At 64.3% G+C, this 21,355-nt stretch carries 25 protein-coding genes; 14 read left to right on the top strand and 11 right to left on the bottom strand.

Features of this window, described 5'->3' with window-relative positions:
• Window positions 1-10: 10 nt before the first annotated feature.
• The 9 genes from F3H26_RS02555 (at window position 11) to F3H26_RS02595 (ending at window position 6,944) form a co-directional block, all read left to right on the top strand.
• Complete coding sequence (locus F3H26_RS02555; RefSeq protein WP_149774504.1) at window positions 11-385, top strand: hypothetical protein; 375 nt, start codon at window positions 11-13, stop codon at window positions 383-385.
• 2 nt (window positions 386-387) lie between these two features.
• A complete protein-coding gene (locus tag F3H26_RS02560) occupies window positions 388-840 on the top strand; it encodes a paraquat-inducible protein A (RefSeq protein ID WP_149774506.1) in 453 nt (150 codons plus the stop codon).
• A gap of 149 nt (window positions 841-989) precedes the next feature.
• Complete coding sequence (locus F3H26_RS02565; protein ID WP_188127671.1) at window positions 990-1,772, top strand: kinetochore Spc7 family protein; 783 nt, start codon at window positions 990-992, stop codon at window positions 1,770-1,772.
• 132 nt (window positions 1,773-1,904) lie between these two features.
• Window positions 1,905-3,269: a DNA repair protein RadA gene (radA, locus tag F3H26_RS02570; RefSeq protein ID WP_149774508.1), complete on the top strand. Its 1,365-nt coding sequence runs from the start codon at window positions 1,905-1,907 to the stop codon at window positions 3,267-3,269.
• A 42-nt stretch (window positions 3,270-3,311) separates the two neighbouring features.
• Window positions 3,312-3,881 (top strand): CvpA family protein, encoded by a 570-nt coding sequence (locus tag F3H26_RS02575; RefSeq protein ID WP_149774510.1) that lies wholly within the window; start codon window positions 3,312-3,314, stop codon window positions 3,879-3,881.
• A 147-nt stretch (window positions 3,882-4,028) separates the two neighbouring features.
• Complete coding sequence (locus tag F3H26_RS02580) at window positions 4,029-4,283, top strand: hypothetical protein (protein WP_149774512.1); 255 nt, start codon at window positions 4,029-4,031, stop codon at window positions 4,281-4,283.
• Between the two features lie 78 nt (window positions 4,284-4,361).
• A complete protein-coding gene (purF, locus tag F3H26_RS02585) occupies window positions 4,362-5,822 on the top strand; it encodes an amidophosphoribosyltransferase (RefSeq protein ID WP_149774514.1) in 1,461 nt (486 codons plus the stop codon).
• 183 nt (window positions 5,823-6,005) lie between these two features.
• On the top strand, window positions 6,006-6,254 hold the full coding sequence (locus F3H26_RS02590; protein WP_149774515.1) for a pilus assembly protein PilP: 249 nt from the start codon (window positions 6,006-6,008) through the stop codon (window positions 6,252-6,254).
• A 42-nt stretch (window positions 6,255-6,296) separates the two neighbouring features.
• Entirely contained in the window at window positions 6,297-6,944 is a 648-nt protein-coding gene (locus F3H26_RS02595) for an SDR family NAD(P)-dependent oxidoreductase (RefSeq protein WP_149774516.1), read from the top strand.
• A gap of 57 nt (window positions 6,945-7,001) precedes the next feature.
• Here F3H26_RS02595 and F3H26_RS02600 read toward each other — a convergent pair whose 3' ends face one another.
• The 4 genes from F3H26_RS02600 to F3H26_RS02615 form a co-directional block, all read right to left on the bottom strand.
• Window positions 7,002-7,844, bottom strand: coding sequence for an ATP-binding protein (locus F3H26_RS02600; protein ID WP_149774517.1), 843 nt, complete (start codon window positions 7,842-7,844; stop codon window positions 7,002-7,004).
• A gap of 115 nt (window positions 7,845-7,959) precedes the next feature.
• Window positions 7,960-8,838: a twin-arginine translocase subunit TatC gene (gene tatC / locus F3H26_RS02605; RefSeq protein ID WP_149774518.1), complete on the bottom strand. Its 879-nt coding sequence runs from the start codon at window positions 8,836-8,838 to the stop codon at window positions 7,960-7,962.
• Complete coding sequence (tatB, locus tag F3H26_RS02610) at window positions 8,835-9,293, bottom strand: Sec-independent protein translocase protein TatB (protein ID WP_149774519.1); 459 nt, start codon at window positions 9,291-9,293, stop codon at window positions 8,835-8,837. The genes tatC and tatB overlap by 4 nt, the downstream gene beginning before the upstream one ends.
• Before the next feature lie 6 nt (window positions 9,294-9,299).
• On the bottom strand, window positions 9,300-9,515 hold the full coding sequence (locus F3H26_RS02615) for a twin-arginine translocase TatA/TatE family subunit (protein ID WP_149774520.1): 216 nt from the start codon (window positions 9,513-9,515) through the stop codon (window positions 9,300-9,302).
• 219 nt (window positions 9,516-9,734) lie between these two features.
• Here F3H26_RS02615 and F3H26_RS02620 point away from each other — a divergent pair, with 219 nt between their 5' ends.
• Complete coding sequence (locus F3H26_RS02620) at window positions 9,735-10,040, top strand: hypothetical protein (protein WP_149774521.1); 306 nt, start codon at window positions 9,735-9,737, stop codon at window positions 10,038-10,040.
• 21 nt (window positions 10,041-10,061) lie between these two features.
• Window positions 10,062-10,733, top strand: coding sequence for a helix-turn-helix transcriptional regulator (locus tag F3H26_RS02625; RefSeq protein WP_149774522.1), 672 nt, complete (start codon window positions 10,062-10,064; stop codon window positions 10,731-10,733).
• A gap of 33 nt (window positions 10,734-10,766) precedes the next feature.
• On the opposite strand, the gene F3H26_RS02630 is transcribed toward F3H26_RS02625, so the two are convergent.
• From F3H26_RS02630 to F3H26_RS02660, 7 genes are all read right to left on the bottom strand, one after another.
• Window positions 10,767-11,918, bottom strand: coding sequence for a peptidoglycan DD-metalloendopeptidase family protein (locus F3H26_RS02630; RefSeq protein WP_149774523.1), 1,152 nt, complete (start codon window positions 11,916-11,918; stop codon window positions 10,767-10,769).
• A 64-nt stretch (window positions 11,919-11,982) separates the two neighbouring features.
• A complete protein-coding gene (locus tag F3H26_RS02635; protein ID WP_149774524.1) occupies window positions 11,983-12,633 on the bottom strand; it encodes a protein-L-isoaspartate(D-aspartate) O-methyltransferase in 651 nt (216 codons plus the stop codon).
• Complete coding sequence (gene surE, locus F3H26_RS02640; RefSeq protein WP_149774525.1) at window positions 12,630-13,412, bottom strand: 5'/3'-nucleotidase SurE; 783 nt, start codon at window positions 13,410-13,412, stop codon at window positions 12,630-12,632. Before surE ends, F3H26_RS02635 begins: the two co-directional genes overlap by 4 nt.
• 123 nt (window positions 13,413-13,535) lie before the next feature.
• The gene (locus F3H26_RS02645; RefSeq protein WP_188127672.1) at window positions 13,536-14,621 is read right to left on the bottom strand and encodes an ABC transporter ATP-binding protein; all 1,086 of its coding nucleotides are present in this window, start codon (window positions 14,619-14,621) and stop codon (window positions 13,536-13,538) included.
• An 86-nt stretch (window positions 14,622-14,707) separates the two neighbouring features.
• On the bottom strand, window positions 14,708-15,820 hold the full coding sequence (locus tag F3H26_RS02650; protein WP_149774526.1) for a hypothetical protein: 1,113 nt from the start codon (window positions 15,818-15,820) through the stop codon (window positions 14,708-14,710).
• Between the two features lie 2 nt (window positions 15,821-15,822).
• Complete coding sequence (locus F3H26_RS02655; RefSeq protein ID WP_149774527.1) at window positions 15,823-16,602, bottom strand: SDR family oxidoreductase; 780 nt, start codon at window positions 16,600-16,602, stop codon at window positions 15,823-15,825.
• Window positions 16,603-16,677: 75 nt separating this feature from the next.
• On the bottom strand, window positions 16,678-17,040 hold the full coding sequence (locus F3H26_RS02660) for a nuclear transport factor 2 family protein (RefSeq protein WP_149774528.1): 363 nt from the start codon (window positions 17,038-17,040) through the stop codon (window positions 16,678-16,680).
• Between the two features lie 109 nt (window positions 17,041-17,149).
• Here F3H26_RS02660 and F3H26_RS02665 point away from each other — a divergent pair, with 109 nt between their 5' ends.
• The 3 genes from F3H26_RS02665 (at window position 17,150) to F3H26_RS02675 (ending at window position 21,301) form a co-directional block, all read left to right on the top strand.
• Complete coding sequence (locus F3H26_RS02665) at window positions 17,150-18,757, top strand: peptide chain release factor 3 (RefSeq protein WP_149774529.1); 1,608 nt, start codon at window positions 17,150-17,152, stop codon at window positions 18,755-18,757.
• A 76-nt stretch (window positions 18,758-18,833) separates the two neighbouring features.
• Entirely contained in the window at window positions 18,834-19,610 is a 777-nt protein-coding gene (locus F3H26_RS02670; protein ID WP_149774530.1) for a YiiX/YebB-like N1pC/P60 family cysteine hydrolase, read from the top strand.
• Between the two features lie 302 nt (window positions 19,611-19,912).
• A complete protein-coding gene (locus tag F3H26_RS02675; RefSeq protein WP_188127674.1) occupies window positions 19,913-21,301 on the top strand; it encodes a DEAD/DEAH box helicase in 1,389 nt (462 codons plus the stop codon).
• Window positions 21,302-21,355 lie beyond the last annotated feature (54 nt).

Below are 21,355 nucleotides of genomic sequence, written 5' to 3' on the forward strand. Positions count from 1 at the left end.
CCCTTCACAGATGTTTTTTTCTGTCGCTGCCCGGCGTCTACTTCATTTCCGTACTACTGGTTTGGTTTTTTTCTCTGAACACGGCTTGATTTTCTCGATTGCCCGTTCATTTTCGGTCCCAAAACCACTGCTAAGATGCCTGGTGTACGGTATTATCCCGGGAACAATCATTTCAAACATCGTTGCATTTGCTGGCAAAAACTCCATCTTCCTTGATAGCGCGCCCGCCTTAGTCGGAGTCGCTATTTCGGCTTGGTTGTTGCATAAAGAGGTGCTCTTGCGCTTCCAAAAGAAGAGGAAAGGCAATATCGCGACAGCTCTTGTTTTCCTAGTCATGGCGACGCTGGTGGGGTGGGTAAGCCTTGAGTTTGAGACAGCGCAGTAGTCATGACCCTCCGCCTCGCCACCCTCTTGCTGCTGATCCTCTACCCCATCGCGTGGTTCGCCCCGCTGATGCGCGCGGGCCTGCTGCCGATCTTCGGCCTTTCTGAGATCAGCGTCATCACCGGCCTCCAGTCCTTGTGGAAATCCGACATCTTCCTCGCGCTGGTCGTCACCGTCTTCGCCCTGTTTGCCCCGTACATCAAAACCATCGGCACCGCGCTGGTCCAATGGGACCTGCTGGACCCGCGGGTTCAGCCCGCGCTGAACGTCATGGGCAAGCTCGCCATGGCCGATATCTTTCTCATCGCGCTCTACATCACCTTGGCCAAGGGCATTTCCTACGCAACGATCGAAACAGCGTGGGGCCTCTACCTGTTCACCGGCTGCATCCTTGCCTCGATCGCGCTGGGCTACGTTACCGAAGTGAAATCTGGTTCACGAAACCCCCGGACCTGATTGATTGAAAACGCATTTCTGGCTATGATGACCTGTATTCGAGCAGCCAAGTCATTTTTGTTTCAGGGTCCGACGCGGACCGTCTTGCACGTTTGATGGATACTCCGCCCGGGCCCGGTTTTGCCGGTTTCAAAAGGAGTAGGACTGTCATGGCCGCCCTCCATTCGATTTCAATTCATTTCCAGAACGCATTCCTGCGACTGACGTTTTTCCTGATCTGCGCCGCCGCCCTGTTTGCCGTGTCCGCCACCCTGCTGGCCGCCGTGAATGTCTGGCCCTGGCTGACGATGCAGGCTGGTTTGGGCGGGCGGGACATCCCGAACGCCGGCACCTACATCCAGATCGGCCTGACCGCTCTGGTTCTGATGCTCGCCTTCTATCTGCCTTCCAGCGCGCGCATGATGGCGTTGGAAAACGCGCATCGGACGTTCTCGCTGCAGATGCAGGACGTAATCGACGCCTACCAGATCGCCCATGCGGCCGACCGTAGCGGCGTGTTCGCGCTGGCCTCGGAATTCGACGCGGTCAAAGAGCGCATGGCGTTCCTCCGCGACCATCCCGACCTGCAATCGCTGGAACCCGAGATCCTCGAACTGGCCGCACAGATGAGCCAGGTCAGCCACGAACTGGCCGAGACCTATGGCGCGGCCAAGGTCGCCCGGGCGCGGGCGTTCCTGCAACAGCGGCAGGAAGAGGTCGCGCTGTTCCAGCAGCGGATCGAAGAGGCCCAGACCATACAGCATGAATTGCGGCAGTGGACCCGCGACATCGAGATCGAGGAATCCATCGCCAAGGCGCAACTGGCCCGCCTTCGCGAGGAATTGTTCGAGCTTTTGCCCGAGTTGTCCGCCCAGTTGCAGACCCCGCCGGACGACAGCGACCCGGCCGCGTCGAGCGTCATCGCCATGCCCCCGCCCCGCGCTACCGATTAGGCACTGGTCGACGGGTGCGCCAGCACCCGCCGCGAAGGATGGCCCCTCCGGGCCTGACGCCGCGGCCCGCCTGCCGGAACAGCGCCACGCAAGGGCTTGAAGAACCGCCCATCCTCGGGCACCAAATGCGGCATGGCAAAATCAACCTCTTTCTCATGCTCGGCCTGTGGCGCGGCGCATTCCCGGTGGTCCGGGCGGTGCGATTCCTGCGGCGAGTGGAACACGATCGTGCAGGACACCCCGCTGTCAGCCGGACCAGCCAAGAAATCGCTGGGCGGCAAACGCGGGCAGACCGTCACCCTGACGGACCTCTCCACCGAGGAGGCCCCGCCCCCCCGCACAGTCTGCGGTGTCGAGGAACTGGACCGTGTCCTGGGCGGCGGGCTGGTCCCGGCCTCGGCCCTGCTGGTGGGCGGAGATCCGGGCATCGGCAAATCCACCCTGCTGCTGCAGGCCGCCGCGCGGTTTGCCCGGTCGGGGCTGAAAACCATCTATGTCTCGGGCGAAGAAGCCAGCGCGCAGGTCCGCATGCGCGCGCGCCGTCTGGGGCTCGAGGACGCACCGGTGCAGCTGGCCGCCGAGACCAACCTGCGCAACATCCTGACCACGCTCGAGGCCGAAAAACCTGGCCTTGCCATCATCGACTCGATCCAGACCATGTGGGCGGACAATGTCGACAGCGCGCCAGGATCGGTCAGCCAGGTCCGCGCCGCCGCGCATGAGTTGACCAGCTTTGCCAAGCGCCATGGCGTGTCCATCATCATGGTCGGCCACGTCACCAAGGAAGGCCAGATCGCCGGCCCCCGCGTGGTCGAACACATGGTCGATACCGTCCTCTATTTCGAGGGCGAGCGCGGCCACCAGTTCCGCATCCTGCGCGCGGTCAAGAACCGCTTTGGCCCCGCCGACGAGATCGGCGTGTTCGAGATGACGGGCAAAGGTCTGGCACAGGTCACCAACCCCTCGGCCCTGTTCCTGTCGGAACGCGGCACGCCCAGCCCCGGCTCGGCCGTTTTCGCGGGCATCGAGGGCACGCGGCCGGTTCTGGTCGAACTGCAGGCGCTGGTCGCCCCCTCGCCCCATTCACAGCCCCGCCGCACGGTCGTCGGATGGGACGGCGGACGGCTGGCGATGATCCTCGCCGTGCTCGAAGCGCGCTGCGGCATCCCCTTTGCGGGGCTCGACGTCTATCTGAACGTGGCCGGGGGCCTGAAGATCAGCGAGCCTGCGGCCGACCTCGCCGTGGCCGCCGCCCTGCTGAGCGCGCGCGAGGACGCCGCTCTGCCCGCCGACACCGTGGTTTTCGGAGAAATCTCGCTGTCCGGGGCACTTAGACCGGCCCCGCAGACCGAAAACAGGTTGAAAGAAGCGCAAAAACTTGGTTTCACATCGGCAATTGCTCCGGCAGGCGGGAAAACCGGCACTGTGGCAGGTCTGACACTCACCCGACCCTCTGATCTGGCCGGGTTTGTTGGCGAAACCTTCGGAGCAGGTTAAGGTCGCGCCCCGAGGGGTAGAAGAAAAGAACAGGCGAGGGCCATGGAAGGTTTTACAATCATTGACGGGGTCGTTGCCCTGATCGTCGTGCTGTCGGGCATCCTGGCCTATTCACGCGGCTTCATGCGCGAGGTCATGGCCATCGCCGGATGGGTTGCCGCCGCAGTTCTGGCCTTCATCTTCGCGCCTCAAGCGGTACCGCTGGTCAAGGAAATCCCGGTGGTCGGGGATTTCCTGCGCGACAGCTGCGAATTGTCTGTCATCACCGGGTTCGCCGCCGTGTTCGCCGTGGCCCTGATCGTGGTCAGTATCTTCACCCCGCTGTTTTCCTCGCTGGTGCAGCGGTCGGCGCTGGGAGGTCTGGATCAGGCGCTGGGCTTCTTCTTCGGCATCGCGCGCGGCATCCTTCTGGTGGCCATCGCCTTCTTTGTCTACGACACCGTCATGACCGGGCAGTCCTACACGATCGTCGATGAAAGCCGCTCGGCCAAGGTGTTCGAACAGTTCAGCGACAAGATCCAAGAGCAGAACCCCGAGGCCGCCCTGGGCTGGGTCACCGCGCAATACGAGCAACTGGTGGCAACCTGCACCGCGGGTTCACAGGGTCAATAACGGCGACCCGGAATTGCCGACCAAGCCCGGCCGCGGCCGGGCTTTTTCTTTTTCCGGTCAGACGAACCCTTCGCCACCGCAAATCGAACAGCGCGATGTCTTCAGGCCGAAACAGCCATCGCAGCGGGCGAATTGCGGACGGCCAAGATGATCGCGGCCTTTCAGAACCTCACCTTTGCCCATGCAGATCTGGCAGGGCGCGCGTCCCATTCCGCGGCACCGATGACACCTGCGCTTGACGCGTTCTTCCTTCTTGGGTCCGGGTCGACCTTGCCACATGCCACCTCCATCTCGGCTTGGGACCGCAGGTCCGTACTCCTCGGAACACCTGCGGTGGCGATATTTTTGCCCATTATTGAACCCCAAATCCGCGCTGCGGCAAAACGATTTGTGATCCTTTGATGACATGCGCGGGTTTAGACATTATGTGAGGGCCAACCCGCCACGGAATCGGAGCTGCCCGTCTTGCCAAGCCCGCAGATGCCCCCCGCCCACCCGTTCGATGACGACAAACTCCGCGAAGAATGCGGGATCTTCGGTGTCGTCGGCGTCCAGGATGCCGCAAGTTTCATCGCTTTGGGGCTGCACGCCCTGCAGCATCGCGGGCAAGAGGCCGGAGGGATCGTCACCCACGACCCCCAGCTTGGCTTCAACTCGGCCCGCCGGTTCGGCTATGTGCGCGACAATTTCACCTCGTCCGACATCATCGAAAGCCTGCCCGGACCGATCGGCATCGGTCATGTGCGCTATTCTACGGCCGGATCCAAGGGCCAGACCGCCATCCGCGACGTTCAACCGTTTTTCGGCGAGTTCGCCATGGGCGGCGCCGCGATTGCGCATAACGGCAACATCACCAACGCCAACGCCCTGCGGCGCGAGTTGATCGAGCGCGGCTCGATCTTCCAGAGCTCGTCCGACAGCGAATGCATCATCCATCTGATGGCGCGCTCGCTTCAGCGCAACATCCCCGAACGGATGGAGGACGCGCTGCGCCGGGTCGAGGGCGCCTTCTCGGTGGTCGCCATGACGCGCACCAAGCTGATCGGCGTGCGCGACCCGCTGGGCGTGCGCCCGCTGGTATTGGGCAAGATCGGCGATGGTTGGTGTCTTGCTTCGGAAACCTGCGCGCTGGACATCATCGGCGCCGAATTCCTGCGCGAGATCGAACCCGGCGAGATGGTGGTGATCAATGCCGACACCGGGGTCGAAAGCCATTTCCCGTTCCGCCCGCAGCCCAGCAAATTCTGTATCTTCGAGCATGTCTATTTCTCACGCCCCGACTCGATTCTGGGAGGGCGCTCGGTCTATGAAACGCGCGAGGCCATCGGGCGCGAACTGGCCAAGGAAAGCCCGGTCGAGGCGGATCTGGTCTGCCCCGTGCCAGACAGCGGCACGCCCGCGGCCATCGGATACTCGCTGGAATCGGGCATTCCCTACGCGATGGGGATCATCCGCAACCAGTACATGGGCCGCACCTTCATCGAGCCCACCGAGCAGATCCGCAACATGGGCGTGCGGCTCAAGCTGAACGTGAACCGCGCCCTGATCGAGGGCAAGCGGGTGATCCTGGTGGACGACTCGGTGGTGCGCGGCACGACCAGCCGCAAGATCAAGGAAATGATCCTGGATGCCGGCGCGAAAGAGGTGCATTTCCGCATCGCCTCGCCGCCCACGGCCTGGCCCTGTTTCTACGGCGTGGACACGCCGCAGCGCGAAAAGCTGCTGGCCGCCACCATGACCGAGGACGAGATGACCAAGCATCTGGCGGTCGACAGCCTTCGGTTCATCTCGCTGGACGGGCTGTACCGGGCCGTGGGCGAATCGCAGGGCCGCAACAAGGACTGCCCGCAGTATTGCGATGCGTGCTTCTCGGGTGAATATCCGGTCACTCCGGCGGACATGGTTGAACAAGGGTTCAAGATGCAACCGGCGGCCGAATAAGGCCGGGAATCAGGGACTTGTTTCAGGGGCCGCAAGGCCCCTTTTTCATGGGCGCACGCGGCATGGCAAAACATGGCCGAGGGTCTCTGCACCGGCTTTTCCTTCCCCTTTGGCTCTGCTAGCCAGCCGGCTGCTCACTCACGCAATCACTCGGAGGCCGGGTCACCAATCCGGCCAGTTCACATGGCAAATCCCAGAGTCGAAAGCGCGGCCACCCAAAAGGGCGCGCTCAGCAAGAATGGCACGACCGTCCTGGGCGTCTTCGGTCCCGCCAATGACATGCGCGCGCTGATGCGCTCATCGTCTGGACGGGTGAAAGAGGTCAAGACAGGCAGCCGCTTTGGTTCGGGCACGATCGTAGCCATCGACAAAGATGGCATCATGCTGCGACAAAGCGGCCGGACCCAGCGCATCGCCATCCCCGGAAGCTGATCCGGGCTTGACGGGCTGCGCGCTTGGGTTCAAACCCCGCGCATGACCGATCAGACCAAAATCGCACTTGTCACCGGCGCGTCGCGCGGCCTTGGTGCCGCTCTGGCCGAGGCGCTGGCGCCCGAGTATCACATCGTCGCCGTTGCCCGCACCACCGGCGGGCTGGAAGACCTGGATGACCGCATCAAGGCCAAAGGGGGCGCGGCCACCCTGGCGCCGATGGATATCGCCGACCCCAACGCCATGGCCACGCTGTGCCGGGGCATCCATGACCGCTGGGGCAAGCTGGACCTGTGGCTGCATACGGCCATTCACACCGCACCGCTGACGCCCGCAAATTTCATCGACCCCAAGGATTGGCAAAAGTCCGTGGACGTGAACGCCTCGGCAACTTCGGTGCTGATCCCCTATGTCGCGCCCTTGTTGGGTGAGGCTGGACAGGCTGTGTTCTTTGATGACCCCCGCGCGGGCGAGAAGTTCTGCGCCACCTATGGTGCAACCAAGGCCGCGCAGATCGCCATGGCACGCAGCTGGGCCGCCGAAACCGTGCGCACCGGGCCTAAGGTTCATGTGTTGCAGCCCCAGCCGATGGCCACAGCCCTGCGCGCGCGTTTCTTCCCCGGTGAGGACCGGTCGAAGCTGGCCAGCCCCTCGGACGAGGCCGCGCGCCTGCTGTCCATGCTGGGCTGAGACCTTTCGGTCAGAAAGACGGGAAAGATTTTGCGGCGCCCCAAGCGGGCGCCGTTTTCATTCGATGTGAACGCCCTTCCGGCCCGCCAGATCGACAAAGAACTGCCACGCCACCCGGCCCGAACGCGCGCCGCGCGTGGCCTGCCATTCGATCGCCTCGGCCCGCAGAACGTCGGCATCGACGCTGACGCCATAAGCCGCGCAATACCGGTCGATCATCGCAAGGTATTCGTCCTGATCGCAGGGGTGGAACCCCAGCCACAACCCGAACCGGTCGGACAGCGAAACCTTTTCCTCGACCGCCTCGGACGGGTTGATCGCGCTCGAACGCTCGTTCTCGATCATGTCGCGCGGCATCAGGTGGCGGCGGTTCGACGTGGCATAGAACACCACGTTTTCGGGCCGGCCTTCGATCCCGCCGTCCAGCACGGCCTTCAGCGACTTGTAGTGCTGGTCGTCATGGCTGAACGACAGGTCATCGCAGAACAGGATGAACCGGTAAGGTGCGGCGCGCAGGTGGTTCAGCAACCGCGCGACCGAACCCATGTCCTCGCGCTGCAGCTCGACCAGCTTCAGGTCGGGAAACTCGGGCTGAAGGGTGCCGTGCACCGCCTTGACCAGGCTGGACTTGCCCATGCCGCGGGCCCCCCACAGCAGCGCGTTGTTGGCCTTGTACCCGGCGGCGAAGCGGCGCGTGTTGTCCAGCAGCGTATCGCGCGACCGGTTGATGCCCACCAGAAGATCCAGATCGACGCGGTTGACATGGTGCACCGGCTCAAGCCGGTCGGGCGCGACATGCCAGACAAAGGCGGGGGCGGCCGAGAAATCGGGCGCGGCCAGCGGCGCCGGGGCCATGCGCTCCAAGGCGTCGGCGATGCGGTTCAGGGCTTGGTCGTCCATGGGTCCTCCGAAGTCTTGCGGCCGATTTCAACCACGTTCACGGGCCGCCAACAAGACCCGGATGAAGAAAGGGCGCACCCGCCAAGGCACGCCCTTCCCCATTTACTGCTCGGGTTTATTTGCCGTCTTCTGCGTCAAACTCATCCATCATCGCATCATCGGCGGCTTCTTCATCGTCATAGTAGCCTTCGGCCCGCAGCTGTTCTTCACGCTTCCGCTCGACCCGGGCCACCAGGAAAATCGAAATCTCGTACAGGCCATAGACCACGACGAACAGGATGATCTGGGTGATCACGTCCGGCGGGGTCACGATGGCGGCCAGAACCAGAATGCCCACCACGGCATATTTGCGCACCGCGCCCAAACCTTCGGCGCTGACCAGCCCGGCCTTGCCCATCAGGGTCAACAGAACCGGCAGCTGGAAACACAGACCAAAGGCCACGATGAACTTGATCGTCAGGTTCAGATATTCCTGCGCCGAGCCCTGGAAAACCACGCTCAGCGGCGCAGCTCCTTCGGCCACGGCCTCGCCCTCGGCCCCGAATTGCTGGAACCCAAGGAAGAAGTCATAGGCCAGCGGCGTGACCACGTAGAAGGCGAAGCTGGCGCCCAGCAGGAACATGAAAGGTGAGGCCACGAGGAACGGCAGAAAGGCGTTCTTTTCCGATTTGTAGAGCCCCGGCGCAACGAACCGCCACATCTGCAACCCGATATACGGAAAGGCCAGAATGAACCCGCCCAAGAGCGAGACCTTGATCGCCACGAAGAAGCCCTCCTGCGGCGAGATGAAGATCAGGTCACAGTCCTGTCCGCGCTGGGACAGAACATCGCACAGGGGCTGGGTCAGAAAGTTGAAGATCGGCGTCGCCACCGAAAAGCAGATGATCATGCCGATCAGAAAGGCCACGACGCTGTGGATCAGACGCGTGCGCAGCTCGGCCAGATGCTCGATCAGGGGGGCCGAGGTATCCTCGATCTCGTCGGTCTTGCTCATGTCTTGCCTTCGGTTTTCAGCGCGGCTTCGGCCTCTTCGGCCTTGGCCAGGGCCTCGGCGGCTTCCTTCGCCTTGCGCTCGGCGGCGGCGCGGGCGGTGGCGGCCTGGATCTTCTTGGCCTGCTCGGCGCGCTCAGCGGCCAGTTTGCCGGTTTCGCTGTCGGGGTCGAACTTGGTCGGGTCCATGCTCTTGGCCATGTCCTGGGCCGCCTGCTTGACGCCGTCCATCGCACTGCCCACCGGGTTGGTGGCCGCGTCCAGACCTTTCTTGATGTCGTTCACGCCCGCCTGGTCGGCCGCCTCGTTCATGGCGCTGGAAAACTCGCGCGCCATGCCACGGGCCTTGCCGATGAACCGCCCGACATTGCGGAACAGCACCGGCAGGTCCTTGGGCCCCACGACGATCAGGGCAACGATGCCGATGACCAGCAGCTCGGTCCAGCCCAGGTCAAACATGGGCGATCAGACCTTGTCCTTGTCGGTCTCGGGCGTGACATCCTTGGCCAGCTCGGACGCGTCCTGTTCGATCTCTTCGCTGCCTTCCTTGACGCCCTTCTTGAATGCGGTGATGCCCTTGCCCACTTCACCCATCAACGAGCTGATCTTGCCGCGGCCGAACAGCACCAGCACCACGACGGCGATCAGCAGCAGGCCGGGAAGGCCGATATTGTTGAGCATGTCTCTTCTCCTTCTACGTCGGCGCGCCGCGCCGGGAATGTGATCTGGAAGCCTGTCTACGCCCACCGGACCGCCGAAAAAAGTGACGCAAGTCAAATCCGCGTTCAAATCCGGGCCGCTCGGGCGCTTTTTGCGGGCTGGCAATTTCCAACTGACAGGTTTATGTCAGTTGTAGGCGACTAGGAACAGGGCATCGAAACCTGGTCAACGGAGACTCACATGACCCATGTTGCTGAAATCGTCACCTTCACCCTCGCCGATGGCACCACGCCGGAAGAGTTCGTCAGGCTCAGCCAGACGACCGAAGCCTTCGTGCGCGCGGCCCCGGGTTTTGCACACCGACAGCTGAGCCAGGGCGAGGATGGCCGCTGGACCGATTATGTCATCTGGACCGACATGAAGGCCGCGCAGGACGCCGCCGCGCAGTTCCCGCAGCAGGATTTTGCCGCCGGTCTGATGGCGGCCATCGATCCCGCCAGCATCCAGATGCGCCACGAGAAAGTGCTATGGAACATGACCGCCTGATCGCGGTCCGGTCGGCGTGTCATGCGCCGTACTGACCGCCTGTTCGACATCATCCAGATCCTGCGCGACGGCAAACTGCACCGCGCGCAGGACATCGCGGACCGGCTCGAGGTTTCGGTCCGCACCATCTATCGCGACATGGACACGCTGATGGCGTCGGGCGTTCCGGTCGAGGGCGAACGCGGCGTGGGCTACATGGTGCGCGAGCAGATCACCCTGCCCCCGCTGAACCTCAGCCCGGCCGAGCTTGAGGCGCTGAACCTCGGGATGGCCATCGTGGCCGAGGCCGCCGACCCCGACCTGAAGGCCGCCGCCGAGTCGCTGGCCGCCAAGATCGACGCGGTACTGCCCACCCAGGTGGTGGCCGAGGCGGATGCCTGGAAATTCGCCGTCTACCCCTTTGCCGATGCCGCCCGCGGGCTGGCGCATATGGCGCCGATCCGGGCGGCCATCAAATCGCGCCAGAAACTGCGGCTGACCTACCGGCGCATCGACGGAACCCTGACCGAACGCACGATCCGCCCCCTGCACATGGAATACTGGGGCCGGGTCTGGACCCTGACCGCCTGGTGCGAACTGCGCGACGCCTTCCGCGTGTTCCGCATCGACCTGATCGAAAGCGTCACGCCCCTGCCCGAGATCTTTGCCGACGAGCCCGGAAAGCGGCTGGCCGATTACGACCCGACCGCCTGAGACCCGTCAGCCCTGAAAGATCGCGCGGAGTTTTCAGCGCAGATAGGTTTCCGGATCGACCGACTCGAAGCCTTCGCGCACCTCGAAATGCACATAGGCGTTCTCGCCCCCGCGCAGCTTGGCAATGCTCTGGCCGCGCTTGACTCGGTCGCCTTTCTTGACCGAGATCCCCTCGACATTCGCATAGACCGTCAGCAGATCGTTGCTGTGTTTGACCACGATGATCGGGATCTGGTCGGCATCGGCCGTGATCGCGGCCACGGTTCCGGCCTCGGCCGCCTTGACCGGTGTGCCGGGGCTGCCGGCGATGTCGATCCCCTCGTTCTTGCCCTTGGCATAGGGCCGGATGATCTTGCCGGTGACCGGCATCGCCAGGGCCGAAGCGCTGGTCTGGGTCGGCGCCTCGGCGGTCACGTCCGGCGCCGGGGCCGGCGGTGCGATCTTTTCATCCGGCAGGGGCTGGGTGGCACTGGGCGGCGTGGGCGTCGGCGACCCCTGCCCCGGCTCGGTCACCGCCGTTGCCGCGGGCGCCGCCGCCTGGCGCGGCGCACTCTGGTCCTTGACCGGAATCAGCAGGTACTGCCCCTCGCGCACGGCGAAATCGGGGCCCAGCCCGTTCCATTCGGCCAGCGCATCCACCGGCACCTGGTACAGGCGGGAAATGGTATAGGCCGTCTCGCCGCGCTTGACCTTGTGGCGGATCGGCTCGTCCGTCGAGGTGACCGGCGCAGGTTTGGCCGGTTCCAGCGTCGAGACCCGCACGTCACCGGTGTCCGGTGCCTGATCGATGGCCGTCGTGGCGATCGAGGCGATATCGACATTGCCTGCCCCGGCCCCGACCGACCGGGGCAAGGCCAGAACCTCGCCCTCGCGCAGTTGGTCGCTGGGCAGCAATCCGTTGAACCGGGCCAGTTCGGCCTCGGGCAGGCCGACGCGCGCCGCGACCGCGCCGACCGTATCGCCCCGCCGGGCCACCGCCACCTGATAGGTGGGATAGGTGATCACCCCGCGCGCATCCGGCGTCGGACGGTCTGCTGTGGCCGACAAGGCGGCCGCGGTGGTCGAAAACCCGCCGACCTGGCCCCGCAGATCGTAATCCAGCGGCCCCTCGCACCCGGCAAGCACCGCGACCGTGGCCAGCGCCGACGCGCCGCGACCCAAGACTGACCTGGAAACTGCTCTCATGTCTCTGTCCTCAACACCTGCCCCTGTTTGCCGGGGTTCTGGCGCCCTTTTTTTGCTACGGCTTCTACGCTTCGTCGCGGCCCAGCCCTTCCAACAAGGGCACGAACCGGACGGGCAACAATTCGTCATAGTCGAAGCCGGATTCGGTTCTGGTGACCCGGATCAGGGTCTGCACCGCATCCGACTGCCCCACGGGCAACACCATGATACCGCCGATTTTCAACTGCGCCAAGAGCGGCCCGGGCGGGTCCTCGGCGGCGGCGGTCACGATGATCCGGTCAAAGGGGGCCTGTTCGGGCAATCCAAAGGATCCGTCCGAATGCATCGCGGTGATGTTGGTCAACCCCAACTCGCGAAACAGCTCTCCGGTTTCGCGCACCAGGCGCTTGTGGCGCTCGACCGTGTAGACCCGGCGCGCCAGCTTGGCCAGAACCGCCGCCTGATAGCCCGACCCGGTGCCCACCTCGAGCACCTTGTCGCGCGGCGAGACCTGCAGCGCCTGCGTCATCAACCCCACGACCGAAGGCTGGCTGATCGTCTGACCGCAGGCAATCGGCAGCGGCGTATCTTCATAGGCCCGTTCGGCGAACAGGCCGCGCACGAACCTGCCGCGGTCGATCTGCTCCATCGCGTCCAGTACGCGCGCATCCGTGACCCCGCGCGAGCGCAGGGCAAACAGGAACTGCATCTTGGTTTCCGGGTCCGGTCCAGTCATTCGATCGTCTTCAAAGCGTCAAGCGCGTCATGCGCCGTCAGGTCGGCCCGCATCGGCGTGACCGAGATGTAACCTTCGAGATTGGCCGCCGCGTCGGTTCCGGGCGCGGTGGGGTTGTGCTGATAACCGCCCTTGATCCACAGGAACCGCCGCCCCGAGGGCGAGGTGTGCGGCTCGACCGAGAAATGCGTGTCGCGCCGAAAGCCCTGGCGCACCACGCGGGTGCCCAGCACCTCGTCGGCAGGAACGGGCGGGAAATTCACGTTGTAGAACAGGCGGTAGTCGACCTGCTCGGGCGGTGTCGCCGCAAGGATGCGCCGCACCAGATCGGCGCCGTGGCGCGCCGCGGCCTGGAATGGATCCTCGAGCCCCAGATTGCGCGGCCCGAAATACTGCGACAGGGCAATTGCGGGTATGCCCTGCAGGGCGGCCTCCATCGCGCCGCCGATGGTGCCGGAATACAACGTGTTCTCGGCCGAATTGTTGCCCCGGTTCACCCCGGACAGAACCAGATCGGGCCGGGCGTCCTTCATGACCTCGTGCAGCCCGGCCAAAACGCAATCGGCCGGCGACCCTTCGGCCGCGAACCGGCGTTCGCCCAGCTTGGCGATCATCATCGGATGGGTGTAGCTGATGCAATGGCCCACCCCCGATTGCTCGAATGCGGGCGCCACGACCCAGACCTCGCCCTCGGGCCCGGCCAGATCCGCCGCGATCGCCTCGAGCGTCATCAGCCCCGGCGCGTTGATCCCGTCATCATTCGTCAGAAGTATGCGCATCTGCCTGCTGTGCCCCCGCGTTTGGCCCTTGATAGACGCAGCCACCGAATGCGGCAAGCGACGCCCCGGCCCTTTCTGCGGCATTCGCGCACCACTTGCGGGTAAATCGACGGCGCAGGGCGGTCAGGCCGGAAAAACGAAACACTTGTCGCGGCGGATGGTCAGCCACATCACCCGGCCCGGATTGGGCACGAACACGTTGGGCACGGTGACCTTCAGGATCGAGCCGTCATAGTCCATGCGAAACTCGATCAGGCTTTCGTTGCCCAGGAACCGCGCCCGCTCGACCACGCCGCGGGCCGGGACGCCGTCGGTGGCGGTGGGCAGCGGCCCCTTGCCGTTGCGGTCGAAATCCAGCCGCACATGCTGCGGGCGGAACACGATCTCGACATCGGTGCCGTCCGGGATGCCCGGCGCCAGGAACTGGCCAAACGGCGTTTCCGCCAGCGCCCCGTTCACCTGTGACCGCAACACGTTGACATCGCTGAAAAACGCTACCGCCGCCTTGTCGACCGGCCGGGTATACACGTTGTAGGGCGCGCCCTGCTGCACAATCCTGCCGCGCCGCATCAACGCGATCTCGTCGGCCATGCGCATCGCCTCTTCGGGCTCGTGCGTGACCAGCAGCACGGCGGCGTCCTCTTCCTTGAGGATGGCGAGCGTCTCGTCGCGGATGCCGTCGCGCAGACGGTTGTCGAGGCCCGAGAACGGCTCGTCCATCAGCATGATCCGGGGACGCGGCGCCAGCGCACGGGCCAGCGCGACCCGCTGTTGCTCGCCCCCCGACAGCTGGTGCGGAAAGCCGTCGACATAGCGCAGCAGGTCCACCTTGCCCAACAGCTCCTCGACGCGGGCGCGTTTCTCGTCCTTCCCGCCCTTCAGGCCGAAGGCCACGTTGTCGGCCACGCTCAGATGCGGGAACAGGGCGAAGTCCTGGAACATCAGCCCGATCTCGCGCCGTTCGGGCGGCACCCGGAACACGGTGTCGCAGATCAGCTTGCCGTCGACATAGATCTCGCCCGCATCCTGCATCTCGACCCCGGCGATCGCCCGCAGAGTCGTGGATTTGCCGCAGCCCGACGGGCCCAGCAGGCAGGTCACCTGCCCCGCCTGAACGGTCAGCGAGACATCATCCACCACCGTGCGCCCGCCGAACCGGCAGACCAGATTGCGGATTTCCAATCGCGGAGGAGCTGTGTTGATTGCCACCGACGGACCCCAATTGCCTTTTCCCGATCAAATTCATCGGGCTTGCGCCGGGATAACAACCGCGCCCATCGGGCGCAAGAGAGGCGCTAGGCCAGCAGTTCAAACGACACGCCCGCGCGGACTTTGCCGTTGACCTGAATCTCAAGCCTGTGCGGCCCCGGCACCAGCCGAAACGTGGTGGCGTCGCCCTTGAGCCTGTGCCGCTTGCTCAGCCGCAGGCGGCCATCTGACAGATTGGCTTGCCTGAGCTTGTGAACCTTGGGTGAGATTTTCCCACCAGGCCGCTGAAAATGCACGATATAGTCGATCAGAACCGGAAGATCTTCGGGGCCGGAAACCGAGACGGAAAACTCCAGAACACCACCGATTCGGGCCTCACCAATCACCGCAACGTCCACCTCCAGCGGTGCGTCGGGATCATAGCCCAGCAGCGCCATCGCCCCGCCATGGCCGGACTTGACCAGCCCGCGCAGGGCATGTGCGGTGATCCACCGCATCTCGCCGGCCTCCTGCGCACCCGAGGCATGCCACGTCGTCAGGCGGTCCAGCGCCAGGTCAGGGTCTTTCTTTGTGATGTCGTTGAGATGGTTCGCCACCGACCTGGTGACATAGCGCGTCGGATCCGAGTGCAATCGATCCAGCAGCGGCAGCGGGTCCGACAGGTCCAGCCCGACCGCCTGCCCCCAAGGCAGCCGTGGGCGCGTGCCTTCCGAGACCAGCCGCCGGACGTGATAGCTGGAATGCCCGCACCAGTCCTGCATCCGGTCCAGCACCAGATCGGGATGGCTGTTCAGAAACGGTCGGATCGCCCATTCCATCGAAAACCGCTGGGTCAGCTCTGCAAGGGCATCCAGCGCCATTTCGGGATGGTCCGCGCCGACCTGCGCCACCCACTCGCCCAGCGGGGCAAAGATGAAGTCGCCGAAATCATTATCACTCAGGGATGGGTCCAGAGGCGGTGGCAGGGCGCGCAGGATCACCGGGGCCACGTCGGGCAGCGCGCCGGGAAAGGCCGTCTGCAAACAATCGGCAATCCACGCGATCCGCTGCTTCAGCTCCAACTCCGGCAGGCGCGACATGACCCGCGCCTCGAACGCGTCGCCGTCAAAACCGGCGTCGGCCTGCGTGAACAGGCCGGCCAGGTAACGGGTCTTTTCCGCGTTGAACAGTTGATCCTTCAGCGAAAACCCCTGCGCCACGGTCACATCGTCAGGTTGGTCGCGCCGCCATCCAGCAGGATGTTCTGCCCCACGATGAACCCTGCATGTTGCGAGCACAGAAACGCGCAGGTCGCGCCGAATTCCTGCCGCGTGCCATAACGCCGCGCCGGGATCGTGGCCGCGCGCTCGGCCCGTGCCTCGTCCAGCGAGATGCCCTTCTGCGCCGAAACCCCGGCATCCAGCGAGTCCGCCCGGTCGGTGGCGTGAATGCCGGGCAACAGGTTGTTGATGGTCACGCCATAGGGGGCCACCTGCCGCGCGGTTCCGGCGACATAGCCGGTCAGCCCGGTGCGCGCCGCGTTCGACAGACCCAGCACCGCAATGGGCGCCCGCACGGATTGCGAGGTGATGTTGACCACCCGGCCCCAACCCTTGTCCATCATCGACGGCAACAGCGCCTTCATGAAGGCGATCGGCGTCAGCATGTTGGCATCCAGCGCCTTGATGAAATCCTCGCGATCCCATTCGGACCACAGGCCCGGCGGCGGGCCACCGGCGTTTGTCACAAGGATATCAACGCCCTGCGCGGCCTCGATCACCTGCGCCTGGCCGTCAGGCGTGGTCACATCGCAGGCCACGGTCTGCACCTCGACGCCATGTTCGGCGCGCAACCGGTCGGCCTGCGCCACCAGCGCATCGGAACCACGCGCGTTCATCACCAGATCGACGCCCTCGGCGGCCAGCGCCTCGGCGCAGCCCAGCCCCAGGCCCTTGCTGCTGGCACAGACCAGCGCGCGTTTTCCTTTGATTCCCAGATCCATCTGATCCCCCCTGTCTGTTGTTGCCCGCATGTCTAGCACCGGCCAGACAGGGAAGACCAGATTGGCAGCGGCAAATCAGTAGAAGAACTCCTCGCGCACGATCTTGCCATCGGCCACGTGATAGACGCCGACCTCTTTCATATCAAAGGTTTCGCCGCTGTCCTTCACCTTTCCCTGAACCTCGAAGATTACGGCGAAGCGGTCTTCGCCATGCAGGAACGGATCGCTGACCGACGCGCCGGACACCTCGTGCGCGCCTTCCCACCAGTCATGCTTGCCGCGAATGCCCTCGATCCCGTGGGTCTCGCGGCCCATGCCCTGCATGTCCATTGCCTCGACCGAGACCGCGTCGGGCGCATACAGCTTTTCCAAATTCTCCTTGGCGCGGTCCTCGCGGCAGCCGGCCACCAGTTCCTGGGCGATTTCCTTCAAATTCATTGGTCCACTCCACTATTTGTTCACTATATGTTCTGTGTGACACACCCACCCGGTTCGAACCACCCCCTTTGTCTTGCCTCGGCAGGATTCCCCGCCTATGCGCGCGGTCATGCTTGATACCGCCTCGAACCAGCCCACCCTGCCGCCCGAGATCGCACGGCGCCGGACCTTTGCCATCATCTCGCACCCGGATGCGGGCAAGACGACCCTGACCGAAAAGTTCCTTCTGTATGGCGGCGCCATCCAGATGGCCGGACAGGTGCGCGCCAAGGGCGAGGCACGGCGCACGCGGTCGGACTTCATGCAGATGGAAAAGGACCGGGGCATTTCGGTCTCGGCCTCGGCCATGTCGTTTGACTATGGCCCCTACCGGTTCAACCTGGTCGATACGCCTGGCCACTCGGACTTTTCCGAAGACACCTATCGCACGCTGACGGCCGTTGACGCGGCGGTCATGGTGATCGACGGGGCCAAGGGCGTGGAAAGCCAGACGCAGAAGCTGTTCGAGGTCTGCCGCCTGCGCGATCTGCCCATCCTGACCTTCTGCAACAAGATGGACCGCGAAAGCCGCGACACGTTCGAGATCATCGACGAGATCCAGGAGATGCTGGCCATCGACGTGACCCCGGCCAGCTGGCCCATCGGCATGGGGCGCGATTTCATCGGCTGTTATGACATGCTGCGCGACCGGCTGGAGCTGATGGACCGCGCCGACCGCAACAAGGTGGCAGAAAGCATCGAGATCAACGGGCTGGACGACCCAAAACTGGCCGAGCACGTGCCCGCGCACCTGCTGGACAAGCTGCTGGAAGAGGTCGAGATGGCGCGCGAACTGCTGCCCGCGCTGGACCCGCAGGCGGTTCTGGAAGGCCACATGACCCCGATCTGGTTCGGATCGGCCATCAACTCTTTCGGTGTCAAGGAACTGATGGAAGGCATCGGCGCCTACGGACCGCAGCCGCAGGTGCAATCGGCCGAACCGCGCCAGATTTCGCCCGACGAGAAAAAGGTGGCGGGCTTTGTCTTCAAGGTGCAGGCCAACATGGACCCCAAGCACCGCGACCGGGTGGCCTTTGTCCGCATGGCCTCGGGCCATTTCAAGCGCGGCATGAAGCTGACCCATGTGCGCACCAAGAAACCGATGGCGGTGTCGAACCCGGTGCTGTTCCTCGCATCCGACCGCGAACTGGCCGAAGAGGCCTGGGCCGGCGACATCATTGGCATCCCCAACCACGGCCAGCTGCGCATCGGCGACACCCTGACCGAGGGCGAGGCGATCCGCGTGACAGGCATCCCGTCCTTCGCGCCGGAACTGCTGCAGGGCGTGCGCGCGGGCGACCCGATGAAGGCCAAGCACCTGGAAAAGGCGCTGATGCAGTTTGCCGAAGAAGGTGCCGCAAAGGTGTTCAAGCCCTCGATCGGCTCGGGCTTCATCGTGGGGGTCGTGGGCGCGCTGCAATTCGAAGTGCTGGCCAGCCGGATCGAGTTGGAATACGGCCTGCCGGTGCGGTTCGAGGCCTCGCAATTCACCAGTGCGCGCTGGGTGTCGGGCGACAAGGCCGAGATCGACAGGTTCGTCAATGCAAACAAGCAGCACATCGCCCATGACCACGACGGCGACATCGTCTATCTGACCCGGCTTCAGTGGGACATCGACCGCGTGGTGCGCGACTATCCCAAACTGTCCTTGACCGCGACCAAGGAGATGATGACGTAATAACAACGGGTTTGTGATCCGGTTCGGACCGGATTGGGCGGTATGCTGCCGTCGGACACAGCGCGGAGGATGCGGCATGAACAGGCTTCTGGGCACGGTTGGGCGGGCACTGTCGCGGTTCATCGAAAAGCCGCTGAAAGGGTATCAGAGCTTTTCGACCACCACGCCCGAGCGCCTGCGCCGCACCCTGCGGCCCTGCGACGTGCTGCTGGTCGAGGGCAACAGCCGGGTCGCCTCGGCGATCAAGTATCTCACCAACTCGACCTGGTCGCATGTGGCCTTCTACGCCGGGGGCGACGACCCCGACACCCAGATGATCGAGGCCGACCTGCAGGAGGGCGTGCGCGCGGTTCCGGTTTCGCATTTCGCCCATCTCAACACCCGCATCTGCCGCCCCATCGGCCTGACCCCGGAAGACGAGGCGCAGATCATCGCCTTCATGCGCGGCAGCATCGGCAAGACCTATGACCTGAAGAACATCTTCGACCTGCTGCGGTATCTGCTGCCGAATCCGCCGGTTCCGGCCCGTTTTCGCCGCAAGATGCTGGAACTGGGCTCGGGCGACCCGACCCGCGCCATCTGCTCGACCCTGATCGCCGAAGCGTTCCAGAGCGTGCGCTATCCGATCCTGCCGGTCCTGACCGAGGACTGCGACGCGGGACAGGTCCGCGAGATCCTCAGCATCCGGCACCATTCGCTGTTCGCCCCGCGCGACTTTGACCTGTCGCCCTATTTCCGCATCGTGAAACCGACGATCGAATACGGGTTCGACTATCGCACCCTGACCTGGTCGGACCGGCCGCCCGGGCCGGATGCCCTGCCATCCGAACCTGACCGCAGCGCCGCGACATGACACCCCGAGGGCCGCAGCGCCACGCCGGGGAATCGTGTCGATGGAGCGTGGGACATGGCCTGCACATGCGGTTGCCTCCAGGCACGAAACCGCAGAAACACTTGTCAGGAAGTTGCTGAATTGTCGCGTCAAAAGCGCAATCACAGATGACGGCCGCACATGACGGCGACTTCATTTGACCCTGCCACACCTTTTTGTTATGTCCGCAACCAAGCCGAAACGCGCATGGTGCGCATGGCCATCCGGGCCCGGCATTTTTCATACGCGCGGGCCAGGTCAGTGTCCGCATGAACCGGACATACATGACGAAATTCACCGATCTGAACCTGAACCCCAAGGTCCTCAAAGCTATTGAGGAAGCCGGCTACGAAACCCCGACCCCGATCCAGGAAGGCGCCATCCCACCGGCGCTGGAAGGGCGAGACGTTCTGGGCATCGCCCAGACCGGCACCGGCAAGACCGCCAGCTTTACCCTGCCGATGATCACCCTGCTGGCGCGCGGTCGCGCCCGGGCGCGGATGCCGCGGTCGCTGGTGCTGTGCCCGACGCGGGAACTGGCGGCGCAGGTGGCCGAAAACTTCGACACCTACACCAAGCATCTGAAGCTGACCAAGGCGCTGCTGATCGGCGGCGTCAGCTTCAAGGAACAAGAGGCCCTGATCGACCGCGGCGTGGACGTTCTGATCGCCACGCCCGGCCGTCTGCTGGACCATTTCGAACGTGGCAAGCTGCTGCTGACCGGCGTGCAGATCATGGTCGTGGACGAGGCCGACCGGATGCTGGACATGGGGTTCATTCCCGATATCGAACGCATCTTCTCGCTGACGCCCTTTACCCGGCAGACGCTGTTTTTCTCGGCCACCATGGCGCCCGAGATCGAGCGGATCACCGACACGTTCCTGTCCGCCCCGGCCCGGATCGAAGTGGCGCGTCAGGCCACCGCGTCCGAGACCATCGAACAGGGGGTCGTGATGGTCAAAGGCCGCCGCCGTGACCGCGAGGGCAGCACCAAGCGCAAGGTCCTGCGGGCACTGATCGATGCCGAAGGTGACAAATGCACCAACGCCATCATCTTCTGCAACCGCAAGACCGATGTGGACATCACCGCGAAATCGCTCAAGAAATACGGCTACAACGCCGCGCCGATCCACGGCGATCTGGACCAGTCGCAGCGGATGAAGACGCTGGACGGGTTCCGCGACGGCTCGGTACGTTTGCTGGTGGCGTCTGACGTCGCCGCGCGCGGGCTCGACATTCCGTCGGTCAGCCATGTGTTCAACTTCGACGTGCCCAGCCACCCCGAGGACTATGTGCACCGCATCGGCCGCACCGGCCGCGCCGGGCGCGAAGGCAAGGCGATCACGATCTGCTCGGCCCGCGATGAAAAGGCGCTGGATGCGATCGAGAAGCTGATCCAGAAGGAAATCCCGCGTCTGGACAACCCGGTTCAGGCCGAACCGGCCGAGGCCGAGGACAAAAAGCCCGAAAAGAAATCGCGCGCCTCGACCCGCAAGGACGAGGGCAAGAAGGACAAGCCCGCCAAGGACGCCGCGTCGACCGACAAACCTGCCAAGGAAAAACGTGGCAGGGGCCGTGGACGCCGCGACGAGGGCGGTCCGGCCGTCGTCGGCATGGGCGATCACCTGCCCAGCTTCATCGCACTCAGCTTTGACGAACGCCGCGCGGGCTGACCCGCCGGCACAGTAAAAGATCAGAAGGCGCACGGTCCTCTGCGCGCCTTTTTT

Origin of the sequence: Ruegeria intermedia (assembly GCF_900129345.1) — a bacterium.
Classification (GTDB): Bacteria; Pseudomonadota; Alphaproteobacteria; order Rhodobacterales; family Rhodobacteraceae; genus Ruegeria; species Ruegeria intermedia.